The sequence below is a fragment of the Pseudomonas sp. RA_15y_Pfl1_P11 genome (genome assembly GCF_963970975.1).
Classification (GTDB): domain Bacteria; phylum Pseudomonadota; class Gammaproteobacteria; order Pseudomonadales; family Pseudomonadaceae; genus Aquipseudomonas; species Aquipseudomonas tritici.
On the sequence record NZ_CAXAOY010000007.1, the window covers coordinates 294,945 to 319,151 of the forward strand.

General features: G+C 60.1%; 25 protein-coding genes. 7 read left to right on the forward strand and 18 right to left on the reverse strand.

Annotation, left to right across the window (positions count from 1 at the left end; all coding sequences use genetic code 11):
* Positions 1 to 130: 130 nt before the first annotated feature.
* Entirely contained in the window at positions 131 to 994 is an 864-nt protein-coding gene (locus AACY44_RS12120; RefSeq protein WP_339493247.1) for a LysR family transcriptional regulator, read from the reverse strand.
* Between the two features lie 16 nt (positions 995 to 1,010).
* Positions 1,011 to 3,263: a heavy metal translocating P-type ATPase gene (locus AACY44_RS12125; protein ID WP_339530333.1), complete on the reverse strand. Its 2,253-nt coding sequence runs from the start codon at positions 3,261 to 3,263 to the stop codon at positions 1,011 to 1,013.
* Between the two features lie 85 nt (positions 3,264 to 3,348).
* Here AACY44_RS12125 and cadR point away from each other — a divergent pair, with 85 nt between their 5' ends.
* Positions 3,349 to 3,789, forward strand: coding sequence for a Cd(II)/Pb(II)-responsive transcriptional regulator (cadR, locus tag AACY44_RS12130; protein WP_339415224.1), 441 nt, complete (start codon positions 3,349 to 3,351; stop codon positions 3,787 to 3,789).
* 67 nt (positions 3,790 to 3,856) lie between these two features.
* Here the strand turns inward: cadR and AACY44_RS12135 are convergent, their stop codons facing one another.
* The 3 genes from AACY44_RS12135 to AACY44_RS12145 form a co-directional block, all read right to left on the reverse strand.
* Positions 3,857 to 4,690 (reverse strand): thymidylate synthase, encoded by an 834-nt coding sequence (locus tag AACY44_RS12135; protein ID WP_339427633.1) that lies wholly within the window; start codon positions 4,688 to 4,690, stop codon positions 3,857 to 3,859.
* A gap of 51 nt (positions 4,691 to 4,741) precedes the next feature.
* The gene (gene lgt / locus AACY44_RS12140; RefSeq protein ID WP_339415222.1) at positions 4,742 to 5,554 is read right to left on the reverse strand and encodes a prolipoprotein diacylglyceryl transferase; all 813 of its coding nucleotides are present in this window, start codon (positions 5,552 to 5,554) and stop codon (positions 4,742 to 4,744) included.
* Between the two features lie 65 nt (positions 5,555 to 5,619).
* Positions 5,620 to 6,402, reverse strand: a complete 783-nt coding sequence (locus AACY44_RS12145; RefSeq protein WP_339415221.1) for a sulfite exporter TauE/SafE family protein — start codon at positions 6,400 to 6,402, stop codon at positions 5,620 to 5,622.
* 121 nt (positions 6,403 to 6,523) lie between these two features.
* On the opposite strand from AACY44_RS12145, the gene AACY44_RS12150 reads away from it, so the two are divergent.
* Positions 6,524 to 7,270: an NRDE family protein gene (locus tag AACY44_RS12150; protein ID WP_339415220.1), complete on the forward strand. Its 747-nt coding sequence runs from the start codon at positions 6,524 to 6,526 to the stop codon at positions 7,268 to 7,270.
* Between the two features lie 117 nt (positions 7,271 to 7,387).
* Here AACY44_RS12150 and ptsP read toward each other — a convergent pair whose 3' ends face one another.
* Entirely contained in the window at positions 7,388 to 9,667 is a 2,280-nt protein-coding gene (gene ptsP / locus AACY44_RS12155) for a phosphoenolpyruvate--protein phosphotransferase (RefSeq protein WP_339415219.1), read from the reverse strand.
* Positions 9,668 to 9,689: 22 nt separating this feature from the next.
* Positions 9,690 to 10,169, reverse strand: a complete 480-nt coding sequence (locus AACY44_RS12160) for an RNA pyrophosphohydrolase (protein WP_049713461.1) — start codon at positions 10,167 to 10,169, stop codon at positions 9,690 to 9,692.
* Positions 10,170 to 10,312: 143 nt separating this feature from the next.
* Here AACY44_RS12160 and AACY44_RS12165 point away from each other — a divergent pair, with 143 nt between their 5' ends.
* Complete coding sequence (locus tag AACY44_RS12165) at positions 10,313 to 10,969, forward strand: HAD family hydrolase (protein WP_339415218.1); 657 nt, start codon at positions 10,313 to 10,315, stop codon at positions 10,967 to 10,969.
* Between the two features lie 26 nt (positions 10,970 to 10,995).
* On the opposite strand, the gene AACY44_RS12170 is transcribed toward AACY44_RS12165, so the two are convergent.
* Genes AACY44_RS12170 through ilvA form a run of 3 tightly spaced genes read right to left on the reverse strand, consistent with a single transcriptional unit; the run spans position 10,996 to position 13,432 of the window.
* A complete protein-coding gene (locus AACY44_RS12170) occupies positions 10,996 to 11,463 on the reverse strand; it encodes a DUF2269 family protein (RefSeq protein WP_339438207.1) in 468 nt (155 codons plus the stop codon).
* Positions 11,464 to 11,877 carry a DUF2269 family protein gene (locus tag AACY44_RS12175; protein ID WP_339415216.1) on the reverse strand — a complete coding sequence of 138 codons (414 nt, stop codon included), beginning with the start codon at positions 11,875 to 11,877 and terminating at the stop codon, positions 11,464 to 11,466.
* Between the two features lie 40 nt (positions 11,878 to 11,917).
* Entirely contained in the window at positions 11,918 to 13,432 is a 1,515-nt protein-coding gene (gene ilvA / locus AACY44_RS12180; RefSeq protein ID WP_339415215.1) for a threonine ammonia-lyase, biosynthetic, read from the reverse strand.
* 136 nt (positions 13,433 to 13,568) lie between these two features.
* Here ilvA and rpiA point away from each other — a divergent pair, with 136 nt between their 5' ends.
* Positions 13,569 to 14,240 (forward strand): ribose-5-phosphate isomerase RpiA, encoded by a 672-nt coding sequence (gene rpiA / locus AACY44_RS12185; RefSeq protein ID WP_339415214.1) that lies wholly within the window; start codon positions 13,569 to 13,571, stop codon positions 14,238 to 14,240.
* 25 nt (positions 14,241 to 14,265) lie between these two features.
* On the opposite strand, the gene AACY44_RS12190 is transcribed toward rpiA, so the two are convergent.
* From AACY44_RS12190 to AACY44_RS12205, 4 genes are all read right to left on the reverse strand, one after another.
* Entirely contained in the window at positions 14,266 to 15,180 is a 915-nt protein-coding gene (locus AACY44_RS12190; RefSeq protein ID WP_339415213.1) for an SdiA-regulated domain-containing protein, read from the reverse strand.
* 120 nt (positions 15,181 to 15,300) lie between these two features.
* On the reverse strand, positions 15,301 to 16,227 hold the full coding sequence (locus tag AACY44_RS12195) for an SdiA-regulated domain-containing protein (RefSeq protein ID WP_339415212.1): 927 nt from the start codon (positions 16,225 to 16,227) through the stop codon (positions 15,301 to 15,303).
* A gap of 185 nt (positions 16,228 to 16,412) precedes the next feature.
* Positions 16,413 to 17,078 (reverse strand): fumarylacetoacetate hydrolase family protein, encoded by a 666-nt coding sequence (locus AACY44_RS12200; RefSeq protein WP_049711056.1) that lies wholly within the window; start codon positions 17,076 to 17,078, stop codon positions 16,413 to 16,415.
* Positions 17,079 to 17,100: 22 nt separating this feature from the next.
* A complete protein-coding gene (locus AACY44_RS12205; RefSeq protein WP_339415211.1) occupies positions 17,101 to 18,495 on the reverse strand; it encodes an FAD-binding oxidoreductase in 1,395 nt (464 codons plus the stop codon).
* 205 nt (positions 18,496 to 18,700) lie between these two features.
* Between AACY44_RS12205 and serA the strand changes: the two genes are divergently transcribed.
* Complete coding sequence (serA, locus tag AACY44_RS12210; protein ID WP_339415210.1) at positions 18,701 to 19,930, forward strand: phosphoglycerate dehydrogenase; 1,230 nt, start codon at positions 18,701 to 18,703, stop codon at positions 19,928 to 19,930.
* 126 nt (positions 19,931 to 20,056) lie between these two features.
* On the opposite strand, the gene AACY44_RS12215 is transcribed toward serA, so the two are convergent.
* Positions 20,057 to 20,497, reverse strand: a complete 441-nt coding sequence (locus tag AACY44_RS12215; RefSeq protein ID WP_339415209.1) for a DUF4399 domain-containing protein — start codon at positions 20,495 to 20,497, stop codon at positions 20,057 to 20,059.
* A gap of 134 nt (positions 20,498 to 20,631) precedes the next feature.
* On the opposite strand from AACY44_RS12215, the gene AACY44_RS12220 reads away from it, so the two are divergent.
* Positions 20,632 to 21,126 carry a transporter substrate-binding domain-containing protein gene (locus AACY44_RS12220; RefSeq protein WP_339415208.1) on the forward strand — a complete coding sequence of 165 codons (495 nt, stop codon included), beginning with the start codon at positions 20,632 to 20,634 and terminating at the stop codon, positions 21,124 to 21,126.
* Between the two features lie 30 nt (positions 21,127 to 21,156).
* On the opposite strand, the gene AACY44_RS12225 is transcribed toward AACY44_RS12220, so the two are convergent.
* On the reverse strand, positions 21,157 to 21,651 hold the full coding sequence (locus AACY44_RS12225; protein WP_339415207.1) for a DUF523 domain-containing protein: 495 nt from the start codon (positions 21,649 to 21,651) through the stop codon (positions 21,157 to 21,159).
* 2 nt (positions 21,652 to 21,653) lie between these two features.
* Positions 21,654 to 22,286, reverse strand: coding sequence for a 2OG-Fe(II) oxygenase (locus tag AACY44_RS12230; protein WP_339415454.1), 633 nt, complete (start codon positions 22,284 to 22,286; stop codon positions 21,654 to 21,656).
* Between the two features lie 131 nt (positions 22,287 to 22,417).
* Here AACY44_RS12230 and AACY44_RS12235 point away from each other — a divergent pair, with 131 nt between their 5' ends.
* Positions 22,418 to 23,170 carry a hypothetical protein gene (locus AACY44_RS12235; RefSeq protein WP_339415206.1) on the forward strand — a complete coding sequence of 251 codons (753 nt, stop codon included), beginning with the start codon at positions 22,418 to 22,420 and terminating at the stop codon, positions 23,168 to 23,170.
* A gap of 39 nt (positions 23,171 to 23,209) precedes the next feature.
* Here AACY44_RS12235 and AACY44_RS12240 read toward each other — a convergent pair whose 3' ends face one another.
* On the reverse strand, positions 23,210 to 24,151 hold the full coding sequence (locus AACY44_RS12240; protein WP_339415205.1) for an alpha/beta hydrolase: 942 nt from the start codon (positions 24,149 to 24,151) through the stop codon (positions 23,210 to 23,212).
* Positions 24,152 to 24,207 lie beyond the last annotated feature (56 nt).

Sequence of the window (24,207 nt, forward strand, 5' to 3'; positions counted from 1 at the left end):
TCATCAAACTGATGAAGCCCATGCTAGGCAGGCAATGCGTCGCTGGTGTGGCAGGAAGGCAAAAGGCAGTGATAGTGGTATTCGTGGATTTGGGTAGGTCTGATGGAGATGGGCTGCCTGGGCTGCAACCTTAAATGGGCGACATTTCCTGCGCCAACCCCAGAAACGCCGCTGGCAACCGCGCGCCTTTTCGCTCCTTGAGGCAGTACAAATACTCCGGAATCTGCGGCGCATTCTCGATGGTCAACACCCGTAACTGCGGATCATGCGGCACTTCCTGGCGGGCAATAATGCTGATGCCAATATTGCGCAGCACCGCCTCGCGAATCGACTCCCGGCTGCCGATTTCCAACAGCGGGCCGTCACTCACGCTTGCGCCCTGTAGCATTTCTTCGGTCAGGCGCCGCGTGGTGGAGCCGGCTTCACGCATCAACAAGGTATGCCCGGCCAACGCAGTGAGCGGTACATGATCGAGCTTGGCCAGTGGATGATTGCGATGCACCGCCAGCACCAAAGGGTCGGTGCCCAGCACGCGGCGAATCAAGCGCGGGTCTTCCAGCAACTGCGACGACGCAGCGACATCAACGCGGTAATCGTCCAGCGCTTCGAGCACCTGCTGGGAGTTGCCGATTTCTACCGACACTTCCACCTGCGGCAGGCGTTCGCGAAAGGCCTTGACCAAGTCGAGGATGTAATACGGCGCCGTCGCGGCGATCCTCAGCGCACCCTGGACCTGGCCACTGTTGCGCAGGAAAAACTCGATGTCCGCTTCCTGCTGCAACAGCACCTTGACCATCGGCAGCAGGCGCGCGCCTTCGTCGCTGACGGTGAGGCGGCGACCACCTCGGTAGAACAGCTCAACGCCGTATTGGCTTTCCAGGTTGCGGATCTGGGTGGTGACGGTGGGTTGGCTCAGGCCGAGTTTTTTCGCCGCCTGGGTAATACTGCCCAGGCGCGCGACCATGAAAAAAGCCTTCAACTCGGCACTCAGCACACCACCCTCACCTCAATTATTTGCGCAACAGGCGCAGGCCATTGAATACCACCAGCAGGCTCACGCCCATGTCGGCAAACACCGCCATCCACATGGTGGCCATGCCCAGGAAGGTGACCGCGAGAAAGATCGCCTTGATCACCAGCGCCAGGGCGATGTTCTGCTTGAGGATACTCGACGTTTGCCGCGACAGACGAACGAATGCCGGAATCTTGCGCAAATCATCGTCCATCAGCGCCACATCGGCGGTCTCGATGGCCGTGTCGGTGCCGGCTGCAGCCATGGCAAAACCGATCTCGGCACGGGCCAGGGCTGGCGCATCGTTGATACCGTCGCCGACCATGCCCACGCGGAAACCTTGGCCATACAGGGCTTCAATGGCTTGCAGCTTATCCGTAGGCAACAGGTCGCCCTGGGCCTGGTCGATGCCGACCTGGGCAGCGATCGCCTGGGCGGTGTGGGTGTTGTCGCCGGTGAGCATCAGGGTTTTAATGCCCAGGTCATGCAACTGCTGGATCGCTTCACGGCTGCTGTCCTTGACCGTGTCGGCCACGGCGAACAGCGCCAACGGGCCGGACTTGTCGAGCAGCAGCACCACGGACTTGCCCTGTTTTTCCAGGGCGAAGAGCTTGTCTTCCAGCGCTGGTGAGCACAGGCCCAGGTCTTCCACCAGGCGATGGTTGCCCAAGTGGTAGGTTTCGCCGTTGATATCGCCACGCACGCCGCGCCCGGCCAGGGCTTCGAAGTTATCCACAACGTGCATCGGCAGATCTTTATCCACAGCCGCGTTGGCAATCGCCAGCGACACCGGGTGATCGGAACGCCCGGCCAAACTGGCGGCCAGGGCCGGTGCGCTGTCTTCGATGTTGGGGAAGAGCGCCAGGTAATCGGTTTGCACCGGCTTGCCGTGGGTGATGGTGCCGGTCTTGTCGAGGGCCAGGTAGTCGAGCTTGTAACCCCCCTCCAGGTACACGCCGCCCTTGATCAGGATGCCTTTGCGCGCCGCCGCCGCCAAGCCACTGACGATGGTCACCGGAGTGGAAATCACCAAGGCACATGGGCACGCAACCACCAGCAGGACCAGGGCGCGGTAGATCCAGTCGAACCACACGCCGGCCATGAACAGCGGCGGAATCACCGCTACGCCCAGCGCGAACAGGAACACGGCCGGGGTGTAGATCTTCGAGAAACGGTCGACAAAACGCTGGGTCGGCGCCCGTGCGCCTTGCGCCTGTTCCACCGCGTGGATGATGCGCGCCAGGGTAGAGTTGTTAGCCGCTGCGGTGACTTTGTACGTCAGGGAACCGGCCTGGTTGATGGTGCCGGCGAAGACTTTGTCGCCCACGGTCTTTTCAATCGGCAGGCTCTCACCCGTGATCGGTGCCTGATCGATGGTGGATTGGCCAGCGGTGACCTCACCGTCCAGTCCGATGCGCTCGCCGGGCTTTACCCGCACGATTGCACCCAGATCAATGCTTTTGACCTCTCGTTCAGCCCATGACCCATCAGCTTGCTGCACCGTCGCCTGCTCGGGCGTCATCTGCATCAAGCCACTGATGGCATTGCGCGCACGATCCAGGGATTTGGCCTCGATCAACTCGGCCACGGTGAACAGGAACATCACCATCGCCGCTTCCGGCCATTGGCCGATCAGGATCGCGCCGGTCACGGCGATGCTCATCAGGGCATTGATGTTCAGGTTGAGGTTTTTCAGGGCAATCCAGCCCTTCTTATAGGTGGTGAAGCCGCCGCTGAGAATCGAGATCAGCGCCACCACCGCGATCACCCACGTGGGCGCGGCATCGGTGAAGTGCAGCACTTCGGCGCCCAACGCGCCCACACCGGACAACGCCAGCGGCCACCAGGGTTTCTTGGCGGGCGGCGCGGCGGCCGGAGAGCCTTCCTCGATGGGATCAGCCTGCATGCCGATGGATTTGATCGCGTCGATGATCGGCGCAGTGCTTGGTAGGTCGTGGGTGACGCCAAGGATGCGATTGATGAGGTTGAATTCCAGCTGCTGCACACCGGCAAGCTTGCCCAGCTTGTTCTGGATCAGCGTCTGCTCGGTGGGGCAGTCCATGGCTTCGATGCGAAAAGTGCTCAGGCGCGAGCCGGCGGTGGGTGCTTCGCTCAGTTGCACCCGCGCAGGTGCGGGTGTGCCGGAGCAGCACGAGCTGCCGTGGCCATGGTCATGCACTGGCGTGAGTTTTTTCGGGCCATGGTCGTGGTCGTGGTCATGTTTATGCGGGGTGTGGATGGAATCGCTCATTCTGTCGCGTCCGTAAAGGTGCCTGTTGCCAAGTAAAGACCCTGTAGCCACTATAGGGTCAAGCACCCATTTGGAGATTGCCGCAATGAAGATCGGCGAACTGGCCAAACTGACCGACTGCCCGGTGGAAACCCTCCGTTATTACGAGAAGGAACGCCTGTTGCCGCCCCCGGCACGCACCGAGGCCAACTACCGTGTGTACACACAGGCACACACCGAGCGGCTGATCTTTATCCGCAATTGCCGCAGCCTCGACATGACCCTGGAAGAAATCCGCAGCCTGCTTGGGCTACGCGACAGCCCCCAGGACCAGTGCGAAAACGTGAACGCGTTGATCGATGAGCATATCCACCACGTGAAAGCGCGGATTGATGGGTTGTTGGCGTTGCAGGAACAGTTGCTGGACCTGCGCCAACGCTGTGGCGGCGGGGATCAGTGCGGGATTTTGCAGCGGCTGGAGGTCAGCGGGAGTGTACTGGCCAGCGAGGCGGAGCCTTCGCATGTGGGCAGAAGCCACGGCCACTGACTGATAATGGGGTGAAACCCAATCCAAATGTGGGAGCGGGCTCCCACAGTGACACCGGGGGTAGTCTTCAGATCGCGACGTCAGCCTTGATGCTCGGGTCGGCGTCGTACCCCACGATCTCGAAGTCTTCGAACTTATAGTCGTAGATCGACGCAGGCTTACGCTTGATCACCAGTTCCGGCAGTTTCTTCGGCGTGCGCGCCAGCTGGGTCTTGATCTGCTCCATATGGTTGCTGTACGCGTGAGTGTCGCCGGTGGTGACGATGATCTCGTGGGGGATCAGGTCGCATTGCTGGGCCAGCATATGGGTCAGCAATGCCAGCGCGGCGGTGTTGTACGGCAGGCCGAGGAATACGTCGGAACTGCGGATATACAACTGCATCGACAGGTGACCGTGGTGCACGAATGCCTGGTACAGCAGGTGGCACGGCGGCAGGGCTTGTTTGCCGTTTCGCGCGTTTTCCTGCGGACTCTTGGTCTCGTCCGGCAGGTACTCAACGTTCCAGCCGTGGAACAGGATGCGGCGGCTGTTCGGGTTGGTCTTGAGCGTGTGGACCATGTAGTCGATCTGGTTGATCGTGCCGCCGTCCTTGGTCGGCCAGGCGGTCCACTGCTCGCCGTACACCGGCCCCAGGTCACCTTCTTCGGTGGCCCATTCGTCCCAGATCTTTACGCCGTTTTCGTTGAGCCACTTGATGTTAGTGTTGCCACTCAACATCCAGATCAGCTCGTTGGCGATGCTTTTGAAGTGAAGCTTCTTGGTGGTCAGCAGCGGGAAGCCGTCGGCCAAGTTATGCCGATACTGACGGGCGAACACGGCTTTGGTGCCGGTGCCGGTGCGATCGCCCTTGGTCAATCCATTGCTCACGACGTCGTTCAGTAGTTCGAGATATTGCTTCATTCTGGTACCCGTATCGTTGAAGCCGAGGCTTGGAAACCTCGGCATTCGAATTTAAAGCGCGGTGTTCTTCAAAGGCTGCGGGCGATTGTACGCCCACCACAGCAAGCCCAGGCCGCCGAGAATCATCGGCAGGCTGAGGATTTGACCCATGGTCACCCAACCGAATGCCAGGTAGCCCAATTGCGCATCCGGCACGCGCACGAACTCGACGACGAATCGGAAGATCCCGTAGAACAACGCGAACATGCCGGACACGGCCATGGTCGGGCGCGGCTTGCGCGAGAAAAGGTACAGGATAAGGAACAGTGCCACGCCTTCCAACGCGAACTGGTAGAGCTGCGACGGGTGGCGCGGCAATTGCGCCGGGTCACTGAACGGCGGGAACACCATCGCCCATGGGAGGTCGGTCGGTTTGCCCCAGAGTTCGGCATTGATGAAGTTACCGATACGCCCAGCGCCCAGGCCGATCGGCACCATCGGTGCGATGAAGTCCATCAGTTGGAAGAACGACTTGCCATTGCGACGGCCGAACCACCAGGCAGCAATCATCACGCCGATAAACCCACCATGGAACGCCATGCCGCCCTTCCACACTTCGAAAATCAGCGTCGGGTTGGCGATGTACGCGGGGAGGTCGTAGAACAGCACATACCCAAGGCGCCCGCCAACGATAACGCCCATCGACAACCAGAAGATCAGGTCGGAGAGCTTCTCCTTGGTCCAGGTCGGATCGAAACGGTTCAGGCGTCGGGAAGCCAGAAACCAGGCACCGCCGATGCCGATCAGGTACATCAACCCGTACCAGTGGATTTTCAGCGGACCGATAGCCAAGGCCACCGGGTCGATCTGCGGGTAAGGCAGCATTGCGACTCCTCGTTAAATCATTCGTTATAGCGCCCGGACCATGCCCGGACGCGATTAAGCCTGCATTACAACAAAAAGTTTAAGCCGACACAGAACAGCAGCCCGGCGAACAACCGCTTGAGCAAACGCGGCGATAATCGGTGCGCCAGGCGTGCGCCGAAACGGGCGAACACCATACTGGTCAGGGCAATGCCCAACAGTGCCGGCAAATACACGAACCCTAGACTATGAGCGGGCAACAGCGGGTCATGCCAGCCAAGAATCATGAAACTTGATGCACTGGCCAGCGCAATCGGCAGGCCACAAGCCGATGAAGTGGCCACGGCCTGCTGCATCGGCACGCTGCGCCAGGTCAGGAACGGTACGGTCAGCGAGCCGCCGCCAATCCCGAAAATCGCCGAAGCCCAGCCGATAAATGCGCCGGCGATGGTCAGGCCAACCTTGCCCGGCACCGTCCGGCTGGCATTGGGCTTGACCTCCAGGGCCAGTTGCACGGCCACCAACAAGGCAAACACGCCGATGATCTTTTGCAGGTGGGGGCCGGAAATCGCCTCGGCGGTCAGTGCACCAAAGCCTGCGCCGATCAGGATACCCACGGTCATCCACACAAAGATCGGCCAACGCACCGCGCCACGCCGATGGTGCTCACGCACGGCATTCACCGAGGTAAAGATGATCGTTGCCAGGGAAGTGCCCACGGCCAAGTGGGTCAGCACCTGCGGGTCAAAGCCCTGCAAGGTGAAGCTGAACACCAGCACCGGCACGATGATAATCCCGCCACCCACGCCAAACAGCCCGGCGAGCACGCCCGCACAGGCGCCGAGCAGCAAATACAGCAGAAATTCCATGGGAGCCCCCAGACCAAGTCCGGCATGTTAACGGATGGAAGGCATGCAACCCAACTGGATACGATGGTACGCCTGCGTTGCTGCCGGTAGAGTGGCAAAAAACACAAAAGGGAATCGCCTGATGTGCCTGATTGTTTTCGCCTGGCGGCCGGGCCACGCCCAACCGCTGATCGTCGCGGCCAACCGTGATGAGTTCTACGCTCGCCCCAGCCTGCCGCTGGCCCAATGGTCGGACGTGCCCGAAGTCTTCGCCGGCCGCGATCAGGAAGCGGGCGGTACCTGGCTGGGGGTGAATGCCGACGGCCGCTTTGCCGCCTTGACCAATATCCGCGACCCGCACCAGCCGCCGGCACGTAAGTCACGCGGGGAGTTGGTTGCGCTATTTCTCAGTGGTTCGCTGCCGATTGAAGAGTATCTGGCCGATGTTAACGGCCGATCGATTGAATATGCCGGGTTTAACCTGCTGGTGGGTACGCGAGATGAGTTGTGGCATTACAACGCCAATCATACCGAGCCGACACGTTTGGAGGCCGGGGTGTATGGGTTGTCCAATGCCGGGCTGGACACGCCGTGGCCCAAGCTGATCAAGGCCAGGGCGGCGTTGAGCGAGATGCTGGAGGACCCGCAGCCTGAGGCGTTGTTGGAGATGTTGAGTGATCCGCAGACGGCGCCGTTTGCGGATTTGCCGGATACCGGGGTGGGCTTGGCGACTGAGAGTTTGTTGTCGAGCCTGTTTATTGCCAGCCCGAGTTATGGGACGCGGGCGAGTACGGCGTTGATCGTGAATGCGGATGGGACGCGGCGGATGGTGGAGCGTAGCTTTGGGCCGCATGGTGGGCGACTTGGCGAGGTCGACCTGAGTTTCTAGACGCCACAAAACCAGTGTGTGCGGGCTTGCTCGCGAAAGCGGTGTATCAGTCACATATTCGACGACTGACACGCTGCATTCGCGAGCAAGCCCGCTCCCACATTTGATCGGTGTTGCTTAGAGGGTCTTCGCGGAGCCCGGGTTGATCATCCGCGTCAGCCCCAAGTTCTTCAGCGCCAGTTGCAGCGAGCTGTGGATAACTTGCGGGTTGTCGATGGTCATCAGCTCCGCCAGCAAATCCTTGGCCATGCTCAATTCAACCTGGCGTAGCATCCACTTGACCTTCGGCAAGTTGGTGGCGTTCATCGACAGGCTGTCAAAGCCCATCGCCATCAACAACACCGCCGCTGCGGGGTCGCCGGCCATTTCACCGCAGATGCTCACCGGCTTGCCTTCGGCATGGGCGTCGCGCACTACGTGTTGCAGGGCTTGCAGCACCGCCGGGTGCAGGTAGTCGTAGAGGTCGGCCACCCGTGGGTTGTTGCGGTCCACGGCCAGCAGGTATTGGGTCAGGTCATTGGAGCCCACCGAGAGGAAATCTACCTGCCGCGCCAGCTCTTTAGCCTGGTACACCGCTGCCGGGATTTCGATCATCACGCCAATCGGCGGCATCGGCACGTCGGCGCCTTCATCGCGCACTTCGCCCCACGCACGGTGAATCAGGTGCAGCGCCTCTTCCAGCTCATGGGTGCCGGAGATCATCGGCAGCAGGATGCGCAGGTTGTTCAGGCCTTCGCTGGCCTTGAGCATGGCGCGGGTCTGTACGAGGAAAATTTCAGGGTGGTCGAGGGTGACGCGAATACCGCGCCAGCCCAGGAAGGGGTTGTCTTCCTTGATCGGGAAATACGACAGTGACTTGTCGCCGCCGATGTCCAGGCTGCGCATGGTCACCGGCAACGGGTGGAAGGCCTGCAGTTGCTCGCGATAAATCGCCAGCTGCTCCTTCTCACTCGGAAAACGCTGATTGATCATGAACGGCACTTCGGTGCGGTACAGCCCCACGCCTTCGGCGCCGCGCTGTTGCGCACGGGCTACATCCGCCAGCAAGCCAGTGTTGACCAGCAGCGGCACACGATGGCCATCGGTGGTCACGCACGGCAGTTCGCGCAATGAGTCGAGGCCCAGCGCCAGTTGTTTCTCTTCTTCAACCACTTCGGCGTATTGCTTGCGCAGCACTTCGCTGGGGTTGGTAAACACTTCACCGCGATGCCCATCGACGATCATGTCGATGCCATCCACTTTGGAATACGGCAGGTCCACCAGGCCCATCACCGTCGGGATGCCCATGGCGCGGGCCAGGATCGCGACGTGGGAGTTACCCGAACCGAGTACCGAGACCAGCCCCACCAGCTTGCCTTCCGGCACTTCGCCGAGCATGGTGGCGGTCAGTTCTTCACTGATCAGAATCGTGTTGTCGGGGTAGACCAGGTTGGTGGTGCGGTCTTCCTGCAGGTAGGCCAGCAGACGGCGACCGAGGTCACGCACATCAGAGGCGCGCTCGCGCAGGTAGGCGTCGTCCATCAATTCGAAACGGTTGACGTGATCGGTGACCACTTGGCGCAGTGCACCCTGGGCCCACTGGCCGGTCTTGATCACCGTCTTGACTTCGTTACCCAGGGACGCGTCGTCGAGCATCATCTGGTACACGTCAAACAGCGCGCGTTCTTCGGGGCGCAACTGAGTCGCCAGCTTGGTCGACAGGTTGCGCATGTCGGCGCGCACGCCTTCCAGGGCGGTCTTGAACAGTTTGATTTCGGCGTCGATGTCTTTGACGGTCTTGTCCGGCACCACATCCAGGTCCGCCGGCGGCAACATCACCACCGCCGTACCGACCGCCGCGCCCGGCGAGCCCGGCACGCCGACGAACTTGGCTTCCTGAATGCCCTTGCCTTCGCGACCCAGGCCGCGAATCGAGCCCGTCGCTTCGGCGTGGGCGATAACCCCGGCCAGTTGCGCGCTCATCGTCACCAGGAAGGCTTCTTCACCTTCGTCGAACTGACGGCGCTCTTTTTGCTGGATGACCAACACGCCGACAACGCGGCGGTGGTGAATGATCGGTGCGCCGAGGAACGAGGCGTAACGCTCTTCACCGGTTTCGGCAAAGTAGCGATAACGCGGGTGATTGGCTGCATGTTCGAGGTTCAGGGGTTCTTCACGCGTCCCCACCAGGCCCACCAGACCTTCATTGGGCGCCATGCTGACCTTGCCGATGGAGCGCTTGTTCAGGCCCTCGGTGGCCATCAGCACAAAACGGTTGGTCTCGGGGTCCAGCAGGTAAACCGAGCAGACCTGGCTGCCCATGGCTTCCTTGACGCGCAACACAATAATCCCCAACGCCGCCTTGAGATCCTTGGCGGAGTTAACTTCCTGGACGATCTTGCGCAGCGTATTGAGCATGGCTCGGGGTCGAACTCCGTCGTCAGTCGCGCGCTAATAGGCGCGGGGCAAGCTCTTTGAGAGCGCGACGATAAACTTCGCGCTTGAATGTCACCACCTGGCCCAACGGGTACCAATAGCTGACCCAGCGCCAGCCATCGAACTCCGGTTTACCGGTCAAATCCATCCGCACCCGCTGCTCGTCGGAGATCAGGCGCAGGAGAAACCATTTCTGCTTCTGGCCGATGCACAGCGGTTGGCTGTGGGTACGCACCAGGCGTTGCGGCAAACGATAGCGCAACCAGCCGCGGGTACACGCCAGAATCTGTACATCTTCACGCTCAAGGCCGACTTCTTCATTCAACTCACGGTACAAGGCGTCTTCAGGGGTTTCGTCGGGGTTGATTCCGCCTTGAGGAAACTGCCAGGCATCTTGGTTGATTCGGCGAGCCCATAGCACCTGTCCGGCATCATTCGTAAGAATAATCCCGACATTAGGACGGAAACCATCGGGGTCGATCACGGCAACAACCTCGCAAACGCATGTCGCCGCATTGTTCCACAAAGGTTGTTCCAGCGGCAACGAGGCTTCTTACCTTATGTGCACTCTTGTGAAAAGACCGTATTCTGGACGCCTTTTTACAGACTTTTCAGCGAGTAACTGCAATGCGCCTGGCTTTATTCGACTTGGACAACACCCTTCTTGGCGGTGACAGCGATCACGCCTGGGGCGATTACCTCTGTGAACGCGGGATTCTCGACCCCATCGCCTACAAGGCGCGCAACGACGAGTTCTACCAGGATTACCTGGCCGGCAAGCTGGACAATGCCGCCTACCTGAACTTCAGCCTGGAAATTCTCGGCCGTACCGAGATGGCCCAACTGGACGAGTGGCACAATGACTTCATGCGCGACTGCATCGAGCCGCTGATGCTGCCGCTGGCCGCTGAACTGCTGGCCAAGCACCGCGCCGCCGGTGACACGCTGGTGATCATCACCGCCACCAACCGTTTCGTCACCGCGCCAATTGCCGCACGCCTGGGCGTGGAAACCCTGATCGCCACAGAGTGCGAGATGGAAAACGGCCGCTACACCGGGCGCAGCACCGACGTGCCGTGCTTTCGCGAGGGTAAGGTGACACGTTTGAATCGCTGGCTGGCAGAGACCGGGTTCAGCCTGGAAGACAGTTACTTCTATAGCGACTCGATGAATGATTTGCCGCTGCTGGAGCAAGTGACTCATCCGGTGGCAGTGGATCCGGACCCGAATTTGCGGGCTGAGGCTGAACAGCGTGGCTGGCCGGTGATTACCCTGCGCAGCTGATCTGTATGAGCGGGCTTGCCCGCTCACTACATCGGCTTGGCGACCATCAGATAGAAAATCACCATGAAGGCCAGGAACGCCGGCCACCCCAGGCCCAACCACCCGCGCATATAGGTCGCGGCCTTGATCGGCATTGCCGTGCCCTCCCGCAACGCCTGCTCTGCCATCTTGTGTACGCGAATCTGCAACCACACCACCGGCAACCAGCAGATCCCCGCCAGCACATACAAACCGAACGTCCACTGCAACCAACTCTGCTGCAGCGACCAGCCCGCCAGATGCATCAAGCCAATCCCGCTCAACGGTTGGAACAGCGCCGCGGTCGCGGTAAACGCCCAATCGGCGAACACCAGGTGCTTGAAGGTCACGGCAATCACTTCAACGTTGCCGGTACGCCAGGCACGCAATGCGTAGTAAGCCGAGCCCGCGCCCAGCCCGAACAGAACGGTCGACGAGAGGATATGCAGGGTTTTCAGCAGCAGGTAGGCACTCATTCAGACAGGCTTGGCACCCATCAAACCGGCAATTGCTACGAACCCCACCAGGCTGATTACCGCCAGCACCAACGTGAAGTTCAAGCTGCCGCCCTCGCCCTTACGCAGGCGATTAAGCCGCGCCACCAGCCAGAACCACGCCAGCGCCGCCACGGTGTAGAGGATGCTGGAACCGAGAATCCAGGTCTGACCTAGCGGCCAGCCGGTCAGGTGCACCAGCCACCAACCGGTAAACGGCATGCTGACGACGCAGATGCCCATCAATAACCAGACCACCACCCAAGGGCGTTGCAGGGTCACCGCCGGGCCGGCGCTGCGTTTGCGCCAGGCCAGCAGCGCCAAGCCCAGGCCGCTGAGCAGCAGCAATACGGTGGCCGCGATGTGGATAACTTTCAGGGTGGTCAGGGTTTCCATGTGTCGTCTTCCTTAAGGCCGCCCCAATCAGCGTAGTCGCTCATCCGAGGAACAGTGTGTAGGCCGGGTTATCGCTTTCATCCCAGTACGGGTAGCCGATGGCTTCCAGGGCTGCCGGTACCAGGTGGCGCTCGTCCGCCGGCACTTGCAGGCCGGCGACCACACGGCCATCTGCTGCGCCGTGGTTGCGATAGTGGAACATCGAGATGTTCCAACGCCCGCCCAATTTGTTAAGAAAGTTGAACAAGGCGCCCGGACGCTCCGGGAATTCGAAGCGAAACACCACTTCATTGCTGACGTGGGCCGCATGGCCGCCGACCATGTGCCGGATGTGCAACTTGGCCAGCTCGTTCTCGGTCAGGTCCAGCACCGGAAAACCCTGGCTGATGAGGCTGGCGATCAGCGCGCTGCGCGGGTCGGTTTCCGGGTGGGTCTGCACGCCGACAAAAATGTGTGCCTCACTGCCGGAGTGGAAGCGATAGTTGAATTCGGTGATCTGGCGCTTGCCCACAGCCTCGCAGAACGCCTTGAAGCTGCCGGGCTTTTCGGGGATGGTCACGGCGATGATCGCCTCGCGACCTTCACCCAGCTCGGCACGCTCGGCCACATGGCGCAGGCGGTCGAAGTTGACGTTGGCGCCGGAATCGATGGCCACCAGGGTCTGCCCGGTAACGCCACGGGTCTCGACGTACTTCTTGATGCCTGCCACGCCCAAGGCGCCCGCGGGTTCGGTGATGGAGCGGGTGTCGTCGTAGATATCCTTGATCGCCGCACAGATTTCATCGGTGCTCACGGTGATCACTTCATCGACGTAGTCCTTGCAGATGTCGAAGGTGTGCTGGCCGATCTGCGCCACCGCCACGCCATCGGCAAAGAGGCCCACGGTCGGCAGTACCACGCGTTCGCCAGCCGCCATCGCGGCTTGCAGGCAATTGGAGTCGTCCGGCTCGACGCCGATGATCTTGATCTCCGGGCGCAGGTATTTCACATAGGCCGCAATACCCGCGATCAGCCCGCCGCCGCCCACCGGTACAAAAATCGCGTCCAGCGGCCCTGGGTGCTGGCGCAGGATTTCCATCGCCACGGTGCCCTGCCCGGCAATGGTGTGCGGATCATCGTAGGGGTGAATGTAGACGTAGCCTTTTTCGTCGACCAGTTTCAGCGAGTAGGCCAGAGCTTCCGGGAAGGAATCGCCATGCAGCACCACTTTGCCGCCACGCGAGCGCACGCCTTCGACCTTGATCTCCGGAGTGGTCTTGGGCATGACAATAGTGGCTTTCACCCCCAGCACCTTGGCCGCCAGGGCCAGGCCCTGGGCATGGTTACCCGCCGACGCCGTGACCACACCGCGCGCACGTTCCTCGCTGGTCAGTTGGGTCAGCTTGTTGTAGGCGCCGCGAATCTTGAACGAGAACACCGGCTGCAAGTCTTCACGCTTGAGCCAGACCTTGTTGCCCAGCCGCTCGGAAAGCTGGCGGGCGGTCTGTAACGGAGTTTCTACGGCGATGTCGTAAACGCGCGAGGTGAGGATCTTTTTGACGTACTGTTCAAGCATCGGCGGAAATCACTGGGCGGGATGGGCAGGGCCAAGGAGTCTAACCCAGCGTTTGGCCGGGCGACCACACGAATCCAGAGGTTTTGTTGGGTTATACTCGCGCCCCTCTTTACTCCCCGCCCGTTCCGGAGCCCGCATGACCCAGGATCAACTCAAACAGGCAGTGGCCCAGGCCGCCGTCGATTTAATCCTTCCTAAACTCGACGACAAGAGCATCGTCGGTGTCGGCACCGGCTCCACCGCCAACTGCTTTATCGATGCACTGGCTCAGCACAAGGGCGCATTCGACGGCGCCGTGGCAAGCTCCGAAGCCACCGCCGCGCGCCTCAAGGGCCATGGGATTGCGGTGTATGAGCTCAACACCGTGAGCGACCTGGAGTTCTACGTTGACGGCGCCGATGAAAGCGACGAACACCTGAACCTGATCAAGGGCGGCGGCGCAGCCCTGACCCGCGAGAAGATCGTCGCGGCCGTGGCCAAGACCTTTATCTGCATCGCGGACGCCAGCAAGCTGGTGCCGGTACTCGGCGCGTTCCCGTTGCCGGTGGAAGTCATCCCGATGGCGCGCAGCCACGTGGCCCGCGAGTTGGTGAAACTGGGCGGCGACCCGGTGTACCGCGAAGGCGTGTTGACTGACAACGGGAATATTATCCTCGACGTGTTCAACATGCAGATCACCAATCCGGTGGCGCTTGAGACGCAGATCAATGCGATCGTTGGTGTGGTCACCAATGGTTTGTTCGCGGCGCGTCCGGCGGATGTGTTGCTGCTGGGCACCTCGGAAGGTGTGAAAACCCTGAAGGCCTGACGCGTTTAAATGTGGGAGCAGTGCTTCAGAGACTTGGTTTCTTGAACACATAGAACAGGTTCGGCTCGCTGGTCAGGTACAAGTTACCGTCATCGTCCATCGCGATCCCTTCCGCCTGAGGCACGCGCTTCTTCAGGCCATGGCGCCCGTTCAGCAGAGAAAGACTGCTCAACGGGCGACCGTCGATATCCAGTTCCAGCACCAAAAACGACTCATCCGACAGCGCCAAGAGATGGCCGCTGCGCTCGTCGTATTGCAGGCTCGACAGGTCGCGCACAAACAGCCCGGCGTCACGCTTGGGGTTGTTGATCACGTGTACCGAGTAGGTTTTTTCCGCTTTGAAATGAGGAAACCCGTGGACCTCGTAGATCAGCATCGGGTCGCGTTCCTTGGCGACGAACAGGCGTTTGCCCACCGAGTCGTACGCCAGGCCTTCAAACCCTTTATTGCCGCCAACGTGCAGGCCCAGCGTCATTTGCTCCGCATCGGCGGCATCGAGGAATTGGGTATCGTCATCCACATGTACCTTGATCAAGCGCTGCTGGCGCTCATCGCTGATGACATAAGTGTTGTCGCTGATAAATTCCACCGCCTCGGCATCGCCAAATCCCACCAAGGGAATACGCCGCAGGATCTTGCCCTCCAGGGAAAGCTCGATCAGTTCGGCGTTTTTATTGGTGACGGTAAACAGGCTTTTGCGCACTGGGTCGTAGGTGAGGGCCGAGACGTCGTCGTTGAGCCCCTCGATCACCTGGGCCTCCAGGGCTACCCGGTAGTCCGCCAGGCCGATGGAGCGCTCATTCGCCGGCTGGCGCCACACTTGCCAGTTGAACCAGGCGCGCTCGAACAGGCGAAAATGCTGCGCAACGACCCCGGCGCTGACCAGGGCGATCAGCGCAAGAATAAAGAACATAGGTTTGGGGCGGGCTAGTCGTCGCATCGGAGGGGCTCAAGCTCAAAAGTGGCGAATGAATATCAGGCCTGCCTGAATTTAAACTTAAACGCCCCCCAGTGTCTGGCGAATGCCGCCGATAGAGAAATATCCGACGTAATCGGTACGCTATTTCTGCTTTTCGAAGCGATAGAACAGGTTTGGCTCACTGACCATGTAGAGCGTGCCGTCGTCGTCCATGGTCACGCCCTCTGCACGGGGAATGGTGTTTTTAAGGCCGTTGAAACCGCCGAGCAAGGTCATGAAGCTGACTTGCTCGCCCTTCTCGCCCAGCTCCAGCAGCAGGTGGGAATCAGCCGACAGCACCAGTAAATGGCCGGTCCGCGGGTCGACGGCAAGGCCCGAGAGGTTACGCATATCCAGCTCGGTGCTGGCGAGCTTTTGCTTGCTGCCGACCAGGGCTTGGCTGCCGTCGCTTTTCCAGGTAAACAGTGCCGGCGGGCGTTCCTCACCGAACACCAGTTGCTGGTTAAGGTTGTCCCAAGCCACGCCTTCAAACGCTTTGTTTTGATCCTTGGAGGGGCCCAGGTCGTAACTCGGGAAGTCAGCCTTGTTCAATTGCTGAGTGGTGGCGACGACCTTGACGAGAGTCACCGTGTGCTGGCGCTCATCGACCACCGCCATCAAGCCGTTTTCCATCACGGTGATACCTTCCGGGTTATCCCAGCCATTGAGCGGCATCTTGCGCAGCACATCGCCTTGCAGGCTCAACTCGACGAGGAACGGGTTTTTGCCCATCACAGAAAACAGGGTTTTGGTCTGTGGGTTGTAGGAGACGTCCGAAGCTTCATCCTTCTCCATCCCCGGCAAACGCTTGCCATCGATGACGGCATGATAGTCCGGCAGCCACACGCTCTCTTGGCGCTCGGCGGGGGTTTCGAAGCGTTCGAGTATCCACAGTACGCCGCGATCATCCCAGTGCAGGGCCCAGGCAACGCCATACACAATCACGCCCGTCAGCAATAGCCAAGAATACCAGCGCAGGGCAAAGCGGGAACGCAGCTTGGGGGTGACGGTAGGCAGGGGCACGGCCATTGGGTGCTTTTTCCGGAAAGTCAGCGTTAGGTGGTAGCACAGGATCGAGGTGCCCGTGTGCAAGTGGCTGAGGATTATCCGGATGGCGTGTGAAAAAAATGCAAAGACCTGAAAACTCCAGGCACACACAAAACGCTGTGGGAGCCGGGCTTACCCGGCTCCCACATGTGGACTGTATTCAGTTTTTAGCGAACGCTGCTTTCGAAGCGATTCACACCCGACAGTTCCAGCACCAGCTCATCACCCACATTCAGCGGGCCCACGCCGGCCGGGGTGCCGGTGAGGATCACATCACCCGCTTGCAGCGAGAAGCAGCCGGCCATGTGCTGGATCATCGGAATGATCGGGTTGAGCATTTGCGCGCTGTTGCCATCCTGGCGCACTTCGCCATTGATGGTCAGGCGGATGCCGATATCGGTCACGTCCGGGAACGTACTGCCCACCACGAACGGTGCGATGACTGCCGCGCCGTCGAAAGACTTGGCGATTTCCCACGGCAAGCCCTTGGCTTTCAGCTCGGCCTGCTTATCGCGCAGGGTCAGGTCCAGGGCCGGGGCGAAGCCGGAGATGGCGTCCAGCACTTCTTCACGGCTGGGCTTGTTCGACAAAGGCTTGCCGATCAATACCGCGATTTCCGCTTCGTAATGCACCGAACCGCGCTCGGTTGGAATGCTGAAACCGCCTTCCAACGGCACGACGCAACTGCCCGGCTTGATGAACAGCAACGGCTCGGTAGGGACCGGGTTGTCCAGTTCCTTGGCATGTTCGGCGTAGTTACGCCCGATACACACCACTTTACCGACCGGAAAGTGGATGTTGGTGCCGTCGACATACTTGTGCTGGTAGCTCATGAAACGACTCCTTCAGGGACGGTTAAACAGCGAATATCTTGCCGGGGTTCATGATCCCGCTCGGGTCGAACACCGCTTTCACTGCTTTCATGTATTCGATTTCAACCGGCGAGCGGCTGTAGGTCAGGTAATCGCGCTTGGTCATGCCCACACCGTGTTCAGCGGAGATTGAGCCGTTGTACTTCTCGACGGTTTCAAACACCCACTTGTTCACGGTGGCGCACTTGGCGAAGAACTCATCCTTGCTCAGGTTTTCCGGCTTGAGGATGTTCAGGTGCAGGTTGCCGTCGCCGATGTGGCCGAACCAGACAATTTCGAAATCCGGGTAGTGTTCGCCGACGATCGCGTCGATTTCCTTCAAGAAGGCGGGTACTTTGGAGACGGTGACCGAGATGTCGTTCTTGTAAGGCGTCCAGTGGGAAATGGTCTCGGAGATGTACTCGCGCAGTTTCCACAGGTTGTGCAACTGGGTTTCGCTCTGGCTCATCACGCCGTCCAGCACCCAACCCTGCTCGACGCAGTGCTCGAAGGTCTCCAGCGCGTGGTTGGCGACTTCTTCGGTGGTGGCTTCGAATTCCAGCAGCGCGTAGAACGGGCATTCGGTTTCGAACGGTGCCGGCACGTCGCCACGGCCCATGACCTTGGCCAAGGCTTTGTCGGAGAAAAATTCGAAGGCGGTCAGGTCCAGCTTGCTCTGGAACGCGTGCAATACCGGCATGATCGAGTCGAAATCGGTGGTACCCAGCACCATGGCCGTCAGGTTTTTCGGCGCACGGTCCAGGCGCATGGTGGCTTCAACCACAAACCCCAGGGTGCCTTCAGCGCCGATAAACAGCTGGCGCATGTCGTAGCCGGTGGCGTTCTTGATCAGGTCTTTGTTCAGTTCCAGCACATCGCCCTTGCCAGTGACGACCTTCATGCCGGCCACCCAGTTGCGGGTCATGCCATAGCGAATCACCTTGATCCCGCCGGCATTGGTGCCGATATTGCCGCCAATCTGGCTGGAACCGGACGAAGCGAAGTCCACCGGGTAGTACAGGCCGTTTTCTTCGGCGACGTTCTGCAATTGCTTGGTAACCACGCCCGGCTGGCACACGGCAGTGCGGTCAGTGAGGTTCACGTCGAGGATCTGGTTCATATAGTCGAACGACACAACCACTTCGCCGTTGGCCGCCACAGCGGCTGCCGACAAGCCAGTACGCCCACCGGACGGCACTAGCGCCACCTTGTGCGCATTGGCCCAACGCACGATGGCCTGGACCTGCTCAATGGTCTTGGGAAAGACGATGGCGGTCGGCGCGGGTGCAAAATGCTTGGTCCAATCCTTGCCGTAAGCCTCCAGGGAGTCTGCATCGGTCAGCACTTTGCCGGGCTCAACCAGGGTCTTCAGCTCATCAATCAGGGCAGGATGGGTCATCGACAGAACTCTCGAACAATTCATGGTCATCCTGAGAACGCTTCACGTCGCAGGAATAGGTGTTTAGCGGGGCGCGTATGCTAGCATACCGCCCCCGCAGGACAGAGCCCAAGGGCGTTTCTGCGGTGACGGCTTTCCTGCCGTCCGGGTCAGCTTACTCGATCCGATTCCCTGCCATTTTTCTCCGGGATACAGGTTTACGCAGATGAGCAAGACTTCTCTCGATAAGAGCAAGATCAAGTTCCTTCTTCTGGAAGGCGTCCACCCATCGGCTGTCGACGTTCTGAAAGCTGCCGGGTACACCAGCATTGAGTACATCACCAGCTCTCTGCCGCAAGCCCAGTTAAAGGAAAAGATCGCCGACGCGCACTTTATCGGCATTCGCTCCCGCACTCAGCTGACCGAAGAGATCTTCGAACACGCCAAAAAGCTCGTGGCTGTCGGTTGTTTCTGCATCGGCACCAACCAGGTCGACCTCAACGCAGCGCGCGAGCGCGGCATCGCGGTGTTCAACGCGCCGTACTCCAACACCCGTTCCGTCGCGGAGCTGGTGCTGGCCGAGGCCATCCTGCTGCTGCGCGGCATTCCTGAGAAGAACGCTTCCTGCCACCGTGGCGGCTGGATCAAGAGCGCAGCCAACTCCTTCGAAATCCGCGGCAAGAAGCTGGGTATCGTCGGTTACGGCTCGATCGGCACTCAGCTGTCGGTACTGGCGGAAGGCTTGGGCATGCAGGTGTTCTTTTACGACACCCTGACCAAGCTGCCATTGGGCAACGCCACGCAAGTGTCGAGCCTGACCGAACTGCTGGGCATGTCCGACATCGTGACCCTGCACGTTCCGGAAACCACTGAAACCCAGTGGATGATCGGCGAGAAGGAAATCCGTGCCATCAAGAAAGGCGGCATCCTGATCAACGCGGCGCGTGGCACCGTGGTCGAGCTGGACGCCCTGGCCGACGCGATCAAGGACAAGCACCTGATCGGCGCCGCCATCGACGTGTTCCCGGTGGAGCCGCGCTCCAACGACGACATCTTCGAAAGCCCGCTGCGTGGCCTGGACAACGTGATCCTGACCCCGCACATCGGTGGTTCCACCGCTGAAGCCCAAGCCAACATCGGCCTGGAAGTGTCTGAAAAGCTGGTCAAGTACAGCGACAACGGTACGTCCGTTTCCTCGGTCAACTTCCCGGAAGTGGCGCTGCCGGCTCACCCTGGCAAGCACCGTCTGCTGCACATCCACCAGAACATCCCTGGCGTGATGATGGAGATCAACAAGGTCTTTGCGGAAAACGGCATCAACATCTCCGGTCAGTTCCTGCAGACCAACGAGAAGGTCGGCTACGTGGTCATCGACGTCGACGCCGAGTACTCGGACCTGGCGCAAGAGAAGCTGCAGCACATCAACGGGACCATTCGTAGCCGCGTGCTTTTCTAGAGCGGTGGTTCGGGTCCGCTGCAAGCAACAAGTTTCAAGCGGCAAGCCAAGAGCTTTTACTTGCAGCTTTTAACTTGCCGCTTGCAGCAATAAAAAAACGGGAGCCCCGCAAGAGGCTCCCTTTTTTTATTTCACATTAACCGTGATGACTTTCGAGGCTACAGTCGGGTTGAACTGCATGTGCAGCTTATCGCCGGCCACCAGTTGCAAGGTGTGCTTGCCTGGGGTGAGGGTCAGTTCGGTTTCGGTCTGGGCCTTGCCGTAGTGGATCACGGTGTCGGTGGCCGGGATGGGCATGCTGGCGTCAGGCAGTTCTTTTTGGTCGACTAGCAGGTGGTGGTGGCCAGTGCCTGGCGTCTGGTCGGTGGCAGGCGCGAGTTTCAAACCTTCCATGCCGAATTTGACGGTGAAGGTTTTATCGACAGTAGCGCCGTCTTTTGGCGACACGATGAATACTTTGGCGCCTTCAGGCGGCGCACTGCGCGGAATACCGTCTGCGGCGGTAGCCAACATAGACGCACCCAGCATCAAGGAGGCCAGGGTGGCACGGGACAAAAGGGCTTTCATTCGCTTCTCCAGTTTTTCTATGAAATCTGTAGGTTTATGACAACTTCGCGACAAATTGCTGTCCAAGACACTCAACACCTTAGCAAAGCGATGCTGAACGGCGCCTCGCACATCTGAAATTTCTAGGAGTGACCATGCGCTTTTCGCTTGGCCTGTTACTGCTGCTTCCCCTTCTGAGCCCCTTGGCTCACGCCGAACTGGTCGATGATGTGTTCGACCGTGGAGAATTGCGCATCGCCCTTGAAGCCAACAACCCGCCGTTCAACTTCAAGGAAGACGACAAACTCACCGGCTTCGAAGTGGAACTGGGTGAGCAACTGGCCAAAGAGATGGACGTGCGCTCGTCATTTATCACCACCAATGATGCTGACCTGTTGCCCGGTGTGGAAAGCGGCAAGTACGACGTGGCAATCAACCATATCGCTATGACTGCCGAGCTGCAGGATCGGTTCGATTTCAGTGAGCCTTACAACGAGAAGCCTGAGCTGGTCATCCCGTTTCAGAAAGGTAACCCGGCGTTCAAGGCGAGTCTGGATAAGGCGTTGGGGCGGGTGAAGGCCGATGGCAGATTGAAGGCGTTGGCCCAGAAGTGGCTTGAAAGCGAGACCCCGGTAGCCAAGGCACAGTGATTTTCGGATTTGACTCAGTCAATGTGGGAGTTACACAGGTTTCGATAACCGCGCCAGCGCTACTAGCGCCTCAGGCAACTCCAACTCACTGAACACCTGCACGCCATGCTGTTTGAGCAGCGCCGCCGTCACGCCTTCGCCGCTCACCTTCACGCCGCTGAAGGTGCCGTCGTATGTCAGCAAGTTTCCACAAGACGGGCTGTTCGCCTTGAGCACGGCGATGCGGATGTTGTGGCGCTGCACCAGCGCCAAGGCCTGGCTGGCACCATCGAGAAAGGCAGCGCTGAAGTCTTCGCCCTCGGCAGTCAGCACCTGGGCGCGGCCTTCCCACACCTCTACACCCTGCCCGCCCGAGATTTCGGCGGGTGGACGCGGCGTTGGCAATCCACCGGACACTTCCGGGCAGATCGCAACCACTCGCCCTTCGGCTTGCCACGCGGCCAGTTGGTCGAACGGCCCGCTGGCCGCGCCGTCGTAGCGCACCTTGTGCCCAAGCAGACAACGGCTGATCAGAATCTTTTCCATGCTCAAAACGGCTCGTTGCCACGCCGGCGAAACCAGCCGGTGAGGGACAGGCGTTCGCGCGTAGCGGGCATGACTTCGTGGGGCACCTCGCCCGACAGGAACACCACCAGGCTACCACCGGTGGGCACCACATCGTATTCGACGCCGTCCTTGAGGTACATGCGCAACTGGCCACCATGCTCGGGCAGCCAGGCGTCGTTCAAGTAGATCACGGCCGAGACCATGCGCCTATCGTCGTCACGGAACCGGTCCAGGTGCTTGAGGTAAAACGCGCCCGGCGGGTACATCGCGAAGTGGCTTTCGAAGTCTTCGAGACCGAGAAACAGGCCACGGTTCATTGCCAGGCGCAGGCTGTCCATCAATTCCATATAGGTGTCGCAGACTGCTGCATCGCCCTCTTCCAGCCACTGGATATGGTCACCGCGAATACCTTCGCGAATCTCCTGGGCCGGTCCGCGCCCGACCGCCGCCGGGGCCAATTCACCTTCGGCCGCACGTTTACGGCACTCAGCCGCCAGTTCCAGGGTCAGAGCCTGGAGCAGGAAGCCGTCTTGTCGGGACCAGCCTTTTTCGGCCAGGTCGTCGACAATGCGTTGCAACAGCGGGTGATCGAGGGGTATTTGCATGGCGCGCATAGTATCCATACGCCTGTGAATCCGACAGAGCCGCCGAGCGCCTGAATACACTTTAGTCAGGTGACCGATAGGACTTCTCGACAAATCCTACGCCCGACACGGACAATAGTGGCCGACCGACAGGAGTCCATATGCGTCGTTTGTTTTTTTCCTTGCTGATGTTCTGCGTTTTGCCCGCCTGGGCAGACGGCCATGACCAGTTGTACAAGGTCGCCGGCTGGGCCGAACAACGTGCGCATTTCAATGACGCCCTCAGTGCGGCCCAGCAACGCTACCGCAACAGCCTGCCGCCAGCGGTGTACCAGGCGCTGGTGGACAACAGCAATAAACGCTTTGCCGCCCAGGCCATGGACCAGCGTGCCGAGGTGCAATTGCGCAAGAACCTGGCGGACCCGAAGCCTGCCCTGGCGTTTTTTAAATCGTCCTTGGGCCGCAAGATTGTCGCCGCCGAGTTGCTGGCGACGCGCCGCGACCAACTGGCGAAAAACGCTCAGGGCCTGCCAAAAATCCAAGCCGACGCCACCCGCAGCCTGATCATTGGCCACCTGGCCCAGGCCTTGCCAGCCCGTGAGGCCGGTGCGGAAGTCAGCCTGGCGATTGCCGGCGTGGCGGCCGACAGCCTGAGCCAGATGATCCCCGGGCTGTTGGGCGGCGGCCAGGCGCTGGGCATGTTGAATGGCCAGCGTGAGCGGTTGATGCAGCAGATCGACAAGGATCTGAACAACACGCTGCTGTACGTTTATCGGGATTTGTCTGACCCGGAGTTGGAAGAATTCGCTACGTTTGCGGAGTCGTCGGAGGGTAAGGCGTATTACCAGGCGGCATTGGCTGCGATTCGCGCAGGGCTGGCAGTCGGCCAAAGCACCTCAAGTCTGACCCAGTAATATGGGAGCTGGCTTGCCAGCTCCCATATTTGCATCGTGTTACTTCAGGTTATCCGTCAGGTATTTGAAGTACGCCTCACGAATCTCCGGAATCTCATTCGCCAGATGATGCCTGCCCCGCGCCAGCATCAACACCTCAGGCCTGTCGAACTTGCCGCGCAGCACCTGCAAGTTGTGCTGCCAGTCCACGGTCATATCTTCCTCGCCCTGCACAATCACCGGGCGCCGCGAACTGCGCGGTGCGGCCTCGATGCGTTTAATCCAGCGCGCCAATGCACCTACCCAGGCGGTAGGCAGTTGCCGCGGCTGTAGCGGGTCAGCCTCGAGGAACGGCTTGAACTCGGGATCGTGGGTGTTCTCGCTGAAGCGCCGCGCAATGCCTTTGACGAAAGGCCTCAGCAGGTAATAGCTGACCTGCGACCACCCCCAGGCACGCGGCCGCACCAGCGGCGACAGCAGGAAGGTCTTGCCCTGGGCCGGGCTATCGGCGCCATGGTTGAGCAGGTGATCCACCACCACCGCCCCGCCGGTGCTTTGCCCGAACAGGTGCCAGGGCTGCGGCAGTTGTAGCGCCTGGGCCTCGGCGAACAGTGCCTGCACCACCTGCTGGTACACCGCAAAATCATCGATACTGGCGCGCTCGCCACTGGATAACCCATGGCCCGGCAAATCACAGGCGATCACCACAAACCCCTGGTCCAGCGCCCAGTCCACCACGTGGCGATACAACCCCATATGGTCGTAAAAGCCGTGGAACATGAACATCGTCGCCACAGGCTTAGGCGGCCACCACACCTGCGCGACCACCTGAAACCCCTCTACCTCGAAACGCCCCAGGCGGCTGACCGCCGGCACTTTGCGCGCGGCCAGATCCAGCCCGTAGAAACGCTGGTAGACCCGCGCCTCGGCTGAAAGCGGTTGCGCATCCCCCAGGGGCCGCAAGCTTTCGCGCAGATGATCGGGGTCAAAGGTGACAGGCATAAAGGGTTCCAGACTTACGGCAGAGATGAATATCGAGCTGCGATATTCATCTGTCA

Excerpts from the sequence above, each read along its gene's own strand:
- AACY44_RS12240 (WP_339415205.1), bottom strand. The coding sequence starts at position 24,151 with ATGCCTGTCACCTTTGACCCCGATCATCTGCGCGAAAGCTTGCGGCCC.
- cadR (WP_339415224.1), top strand. The coding sequence starts at position 3,349 with ATGAAGATCGGCGAACTGGCCAAACTGACCGACTGCCCGGTGGAAACC.
- AACY44_RS12125 (WP_339530333.1), bottom strand. The coding sequence starts at position 3,263 with ATGAGCGATTCCATCCACACCCCGCATAAACATGACCACGACCACGAC.
- AACY44_RS12235 (WP_339415206.1), top strand. The coding sequence starts at position 22,418 with ATGCGTCGTTTGTTTTTTTCCTTGCTGATGTTCTGCGTTTTGCCCGCC.
- rpiA (WP_339415214.1), top strand. The coding sequence starts at position 13,569 with ATGACCCAGGATCAACTCAAACAGGCAGTGGCCCAGGCCGCCGTCGAT.
- AACY44_RS12230 (WP_339415454.1), bottom strand. The coding sequence starts at position 22,286 with ATGCGCGCCATGCAAATACCCCTCGATCACCCGCTGTTGCAACGCATT.
- AACY44_RS12200 (WP_049711056.1), bottom strand. The coding sequence starts at position 17,078 with ATGAGCTACCAGCACAAGTATGTCGACGGCACCAACATCCACTTTCCG.
- serA (WP_339415210.1), top strand. The coding sequence starts at position 18,701 with ATGAGCAAGACTTCTCTCGATAAGAGCAAGATCAAGTTCCTTCTTCTG.
- AACY44_RS12165 (WP_339415218.1), top strand. The coding sequence starts at position 10,313 with ATGCGCCTGGCTTTATTCGACTTGGACAACACCCTTCTTGGCGGTGAC.
- AACY44_RS12135 (WP_339427633.1), bottom strand. The coding sequence starts at position 4,690 with ATGAAGCAATATCTCGAACTACTGAACGACGTCGTGAGCAATGGATTG.
- ptsP (WP_339415219.1), bottom strand. The coding sequence starts at position 9,667 with ATGCTCAATACGCTGCGCAAGATCGTCCAGGAAGTTAACTCCGCCAAG.
- AACY44_RS12175 (WP_339415216.1), bottom strand. The coding sequence starts at position 11,877 with ATGGAAACCCTGACCACCCTGAAAGTTATCCACATCGCGGCCACCGTA.
- AACY44_RS12205 (WP_339415211.1), bottom strand. The coding sequence starts at position 18,495 with ATGACCCATCCTGCCCTGATTGATGAGCTGAAGACCCTGGTTGAGCCC.
- AACY44_RS12195 (WP_339415212.1), bottom strand. The coding sequence starts at position 16,227 with ATGGCCGTGCCCCTGCCTACCGTCACCCCCAAGCTGCGTTCCCGCTTT.
- AACY44_RS12190 (WP_339415213.1), bottom strand. The coding sequence starts at position 15,180 with ATGCGACGACTAGCCCGCCCCAAACCTATGTTCTTTATTCTTGCGCTG.
- ilvA (WP_339415215.1), bottom strand. The coding sequence starts at position 13,432 with ATGCTTGAACAGTACGTCAAAAAGATCCTCACCTCGCGCGTTTACGAC.
- AACY44_RS12215 (WP_339415209.1), bottom strand. The coding sequence starts at position 20,497 with ATGAAAGCCCTTTTGTCCCGTGCCACCCTGGCCTCCTTGATGCTGGGT.
- AACY44_RS12220 (WP_339415208.1), top strand. The coding sequence starts at position 20,632 with ATGCGCTTTTCGCTTGGCCTGTTACTGCTGCTTCCCCTTCTGAGCCCC.
- AACY44_RS12225 (WP_339415207.1), bottom strand. The coding sequence starts at position 21,651 with ATGGAAAAGATTCTGATCAGCCGTTGTCTGCTTGGGCACAAGGTGCGC.
- AACY44_RS12150 (WP_339415220.1), top strand. The coding sequence starts at position 6,524 with ATGTGCCTGATTGTTTTCGCCTGGCGGCCGGGCCACGCCCAACCGCTG.
- lgt (WP_339415222.1), bottom strand. The coding sequence starts at position 5,554 with ATGCTGCCTTACCCGCAGATCGACCCGGTGGCCTTGGCTATCGGTCCG.
- AACY44_RS12145 (WP_339415221.1), bottom strand. The coding sequence starts at position 6,402 with ATGGAATTTCTGCTGTATTTGCTGCTCGGCGCCTGTGCGGGCGTGCTC.
- AACY44_RS12170 (WP_339438207.1), bottom strand. The coding sequence starts at position 11,463 with ATGAGTGCCTACCTGCTGCTGAAAACCCTGCATATCCTCTCGTCGACC.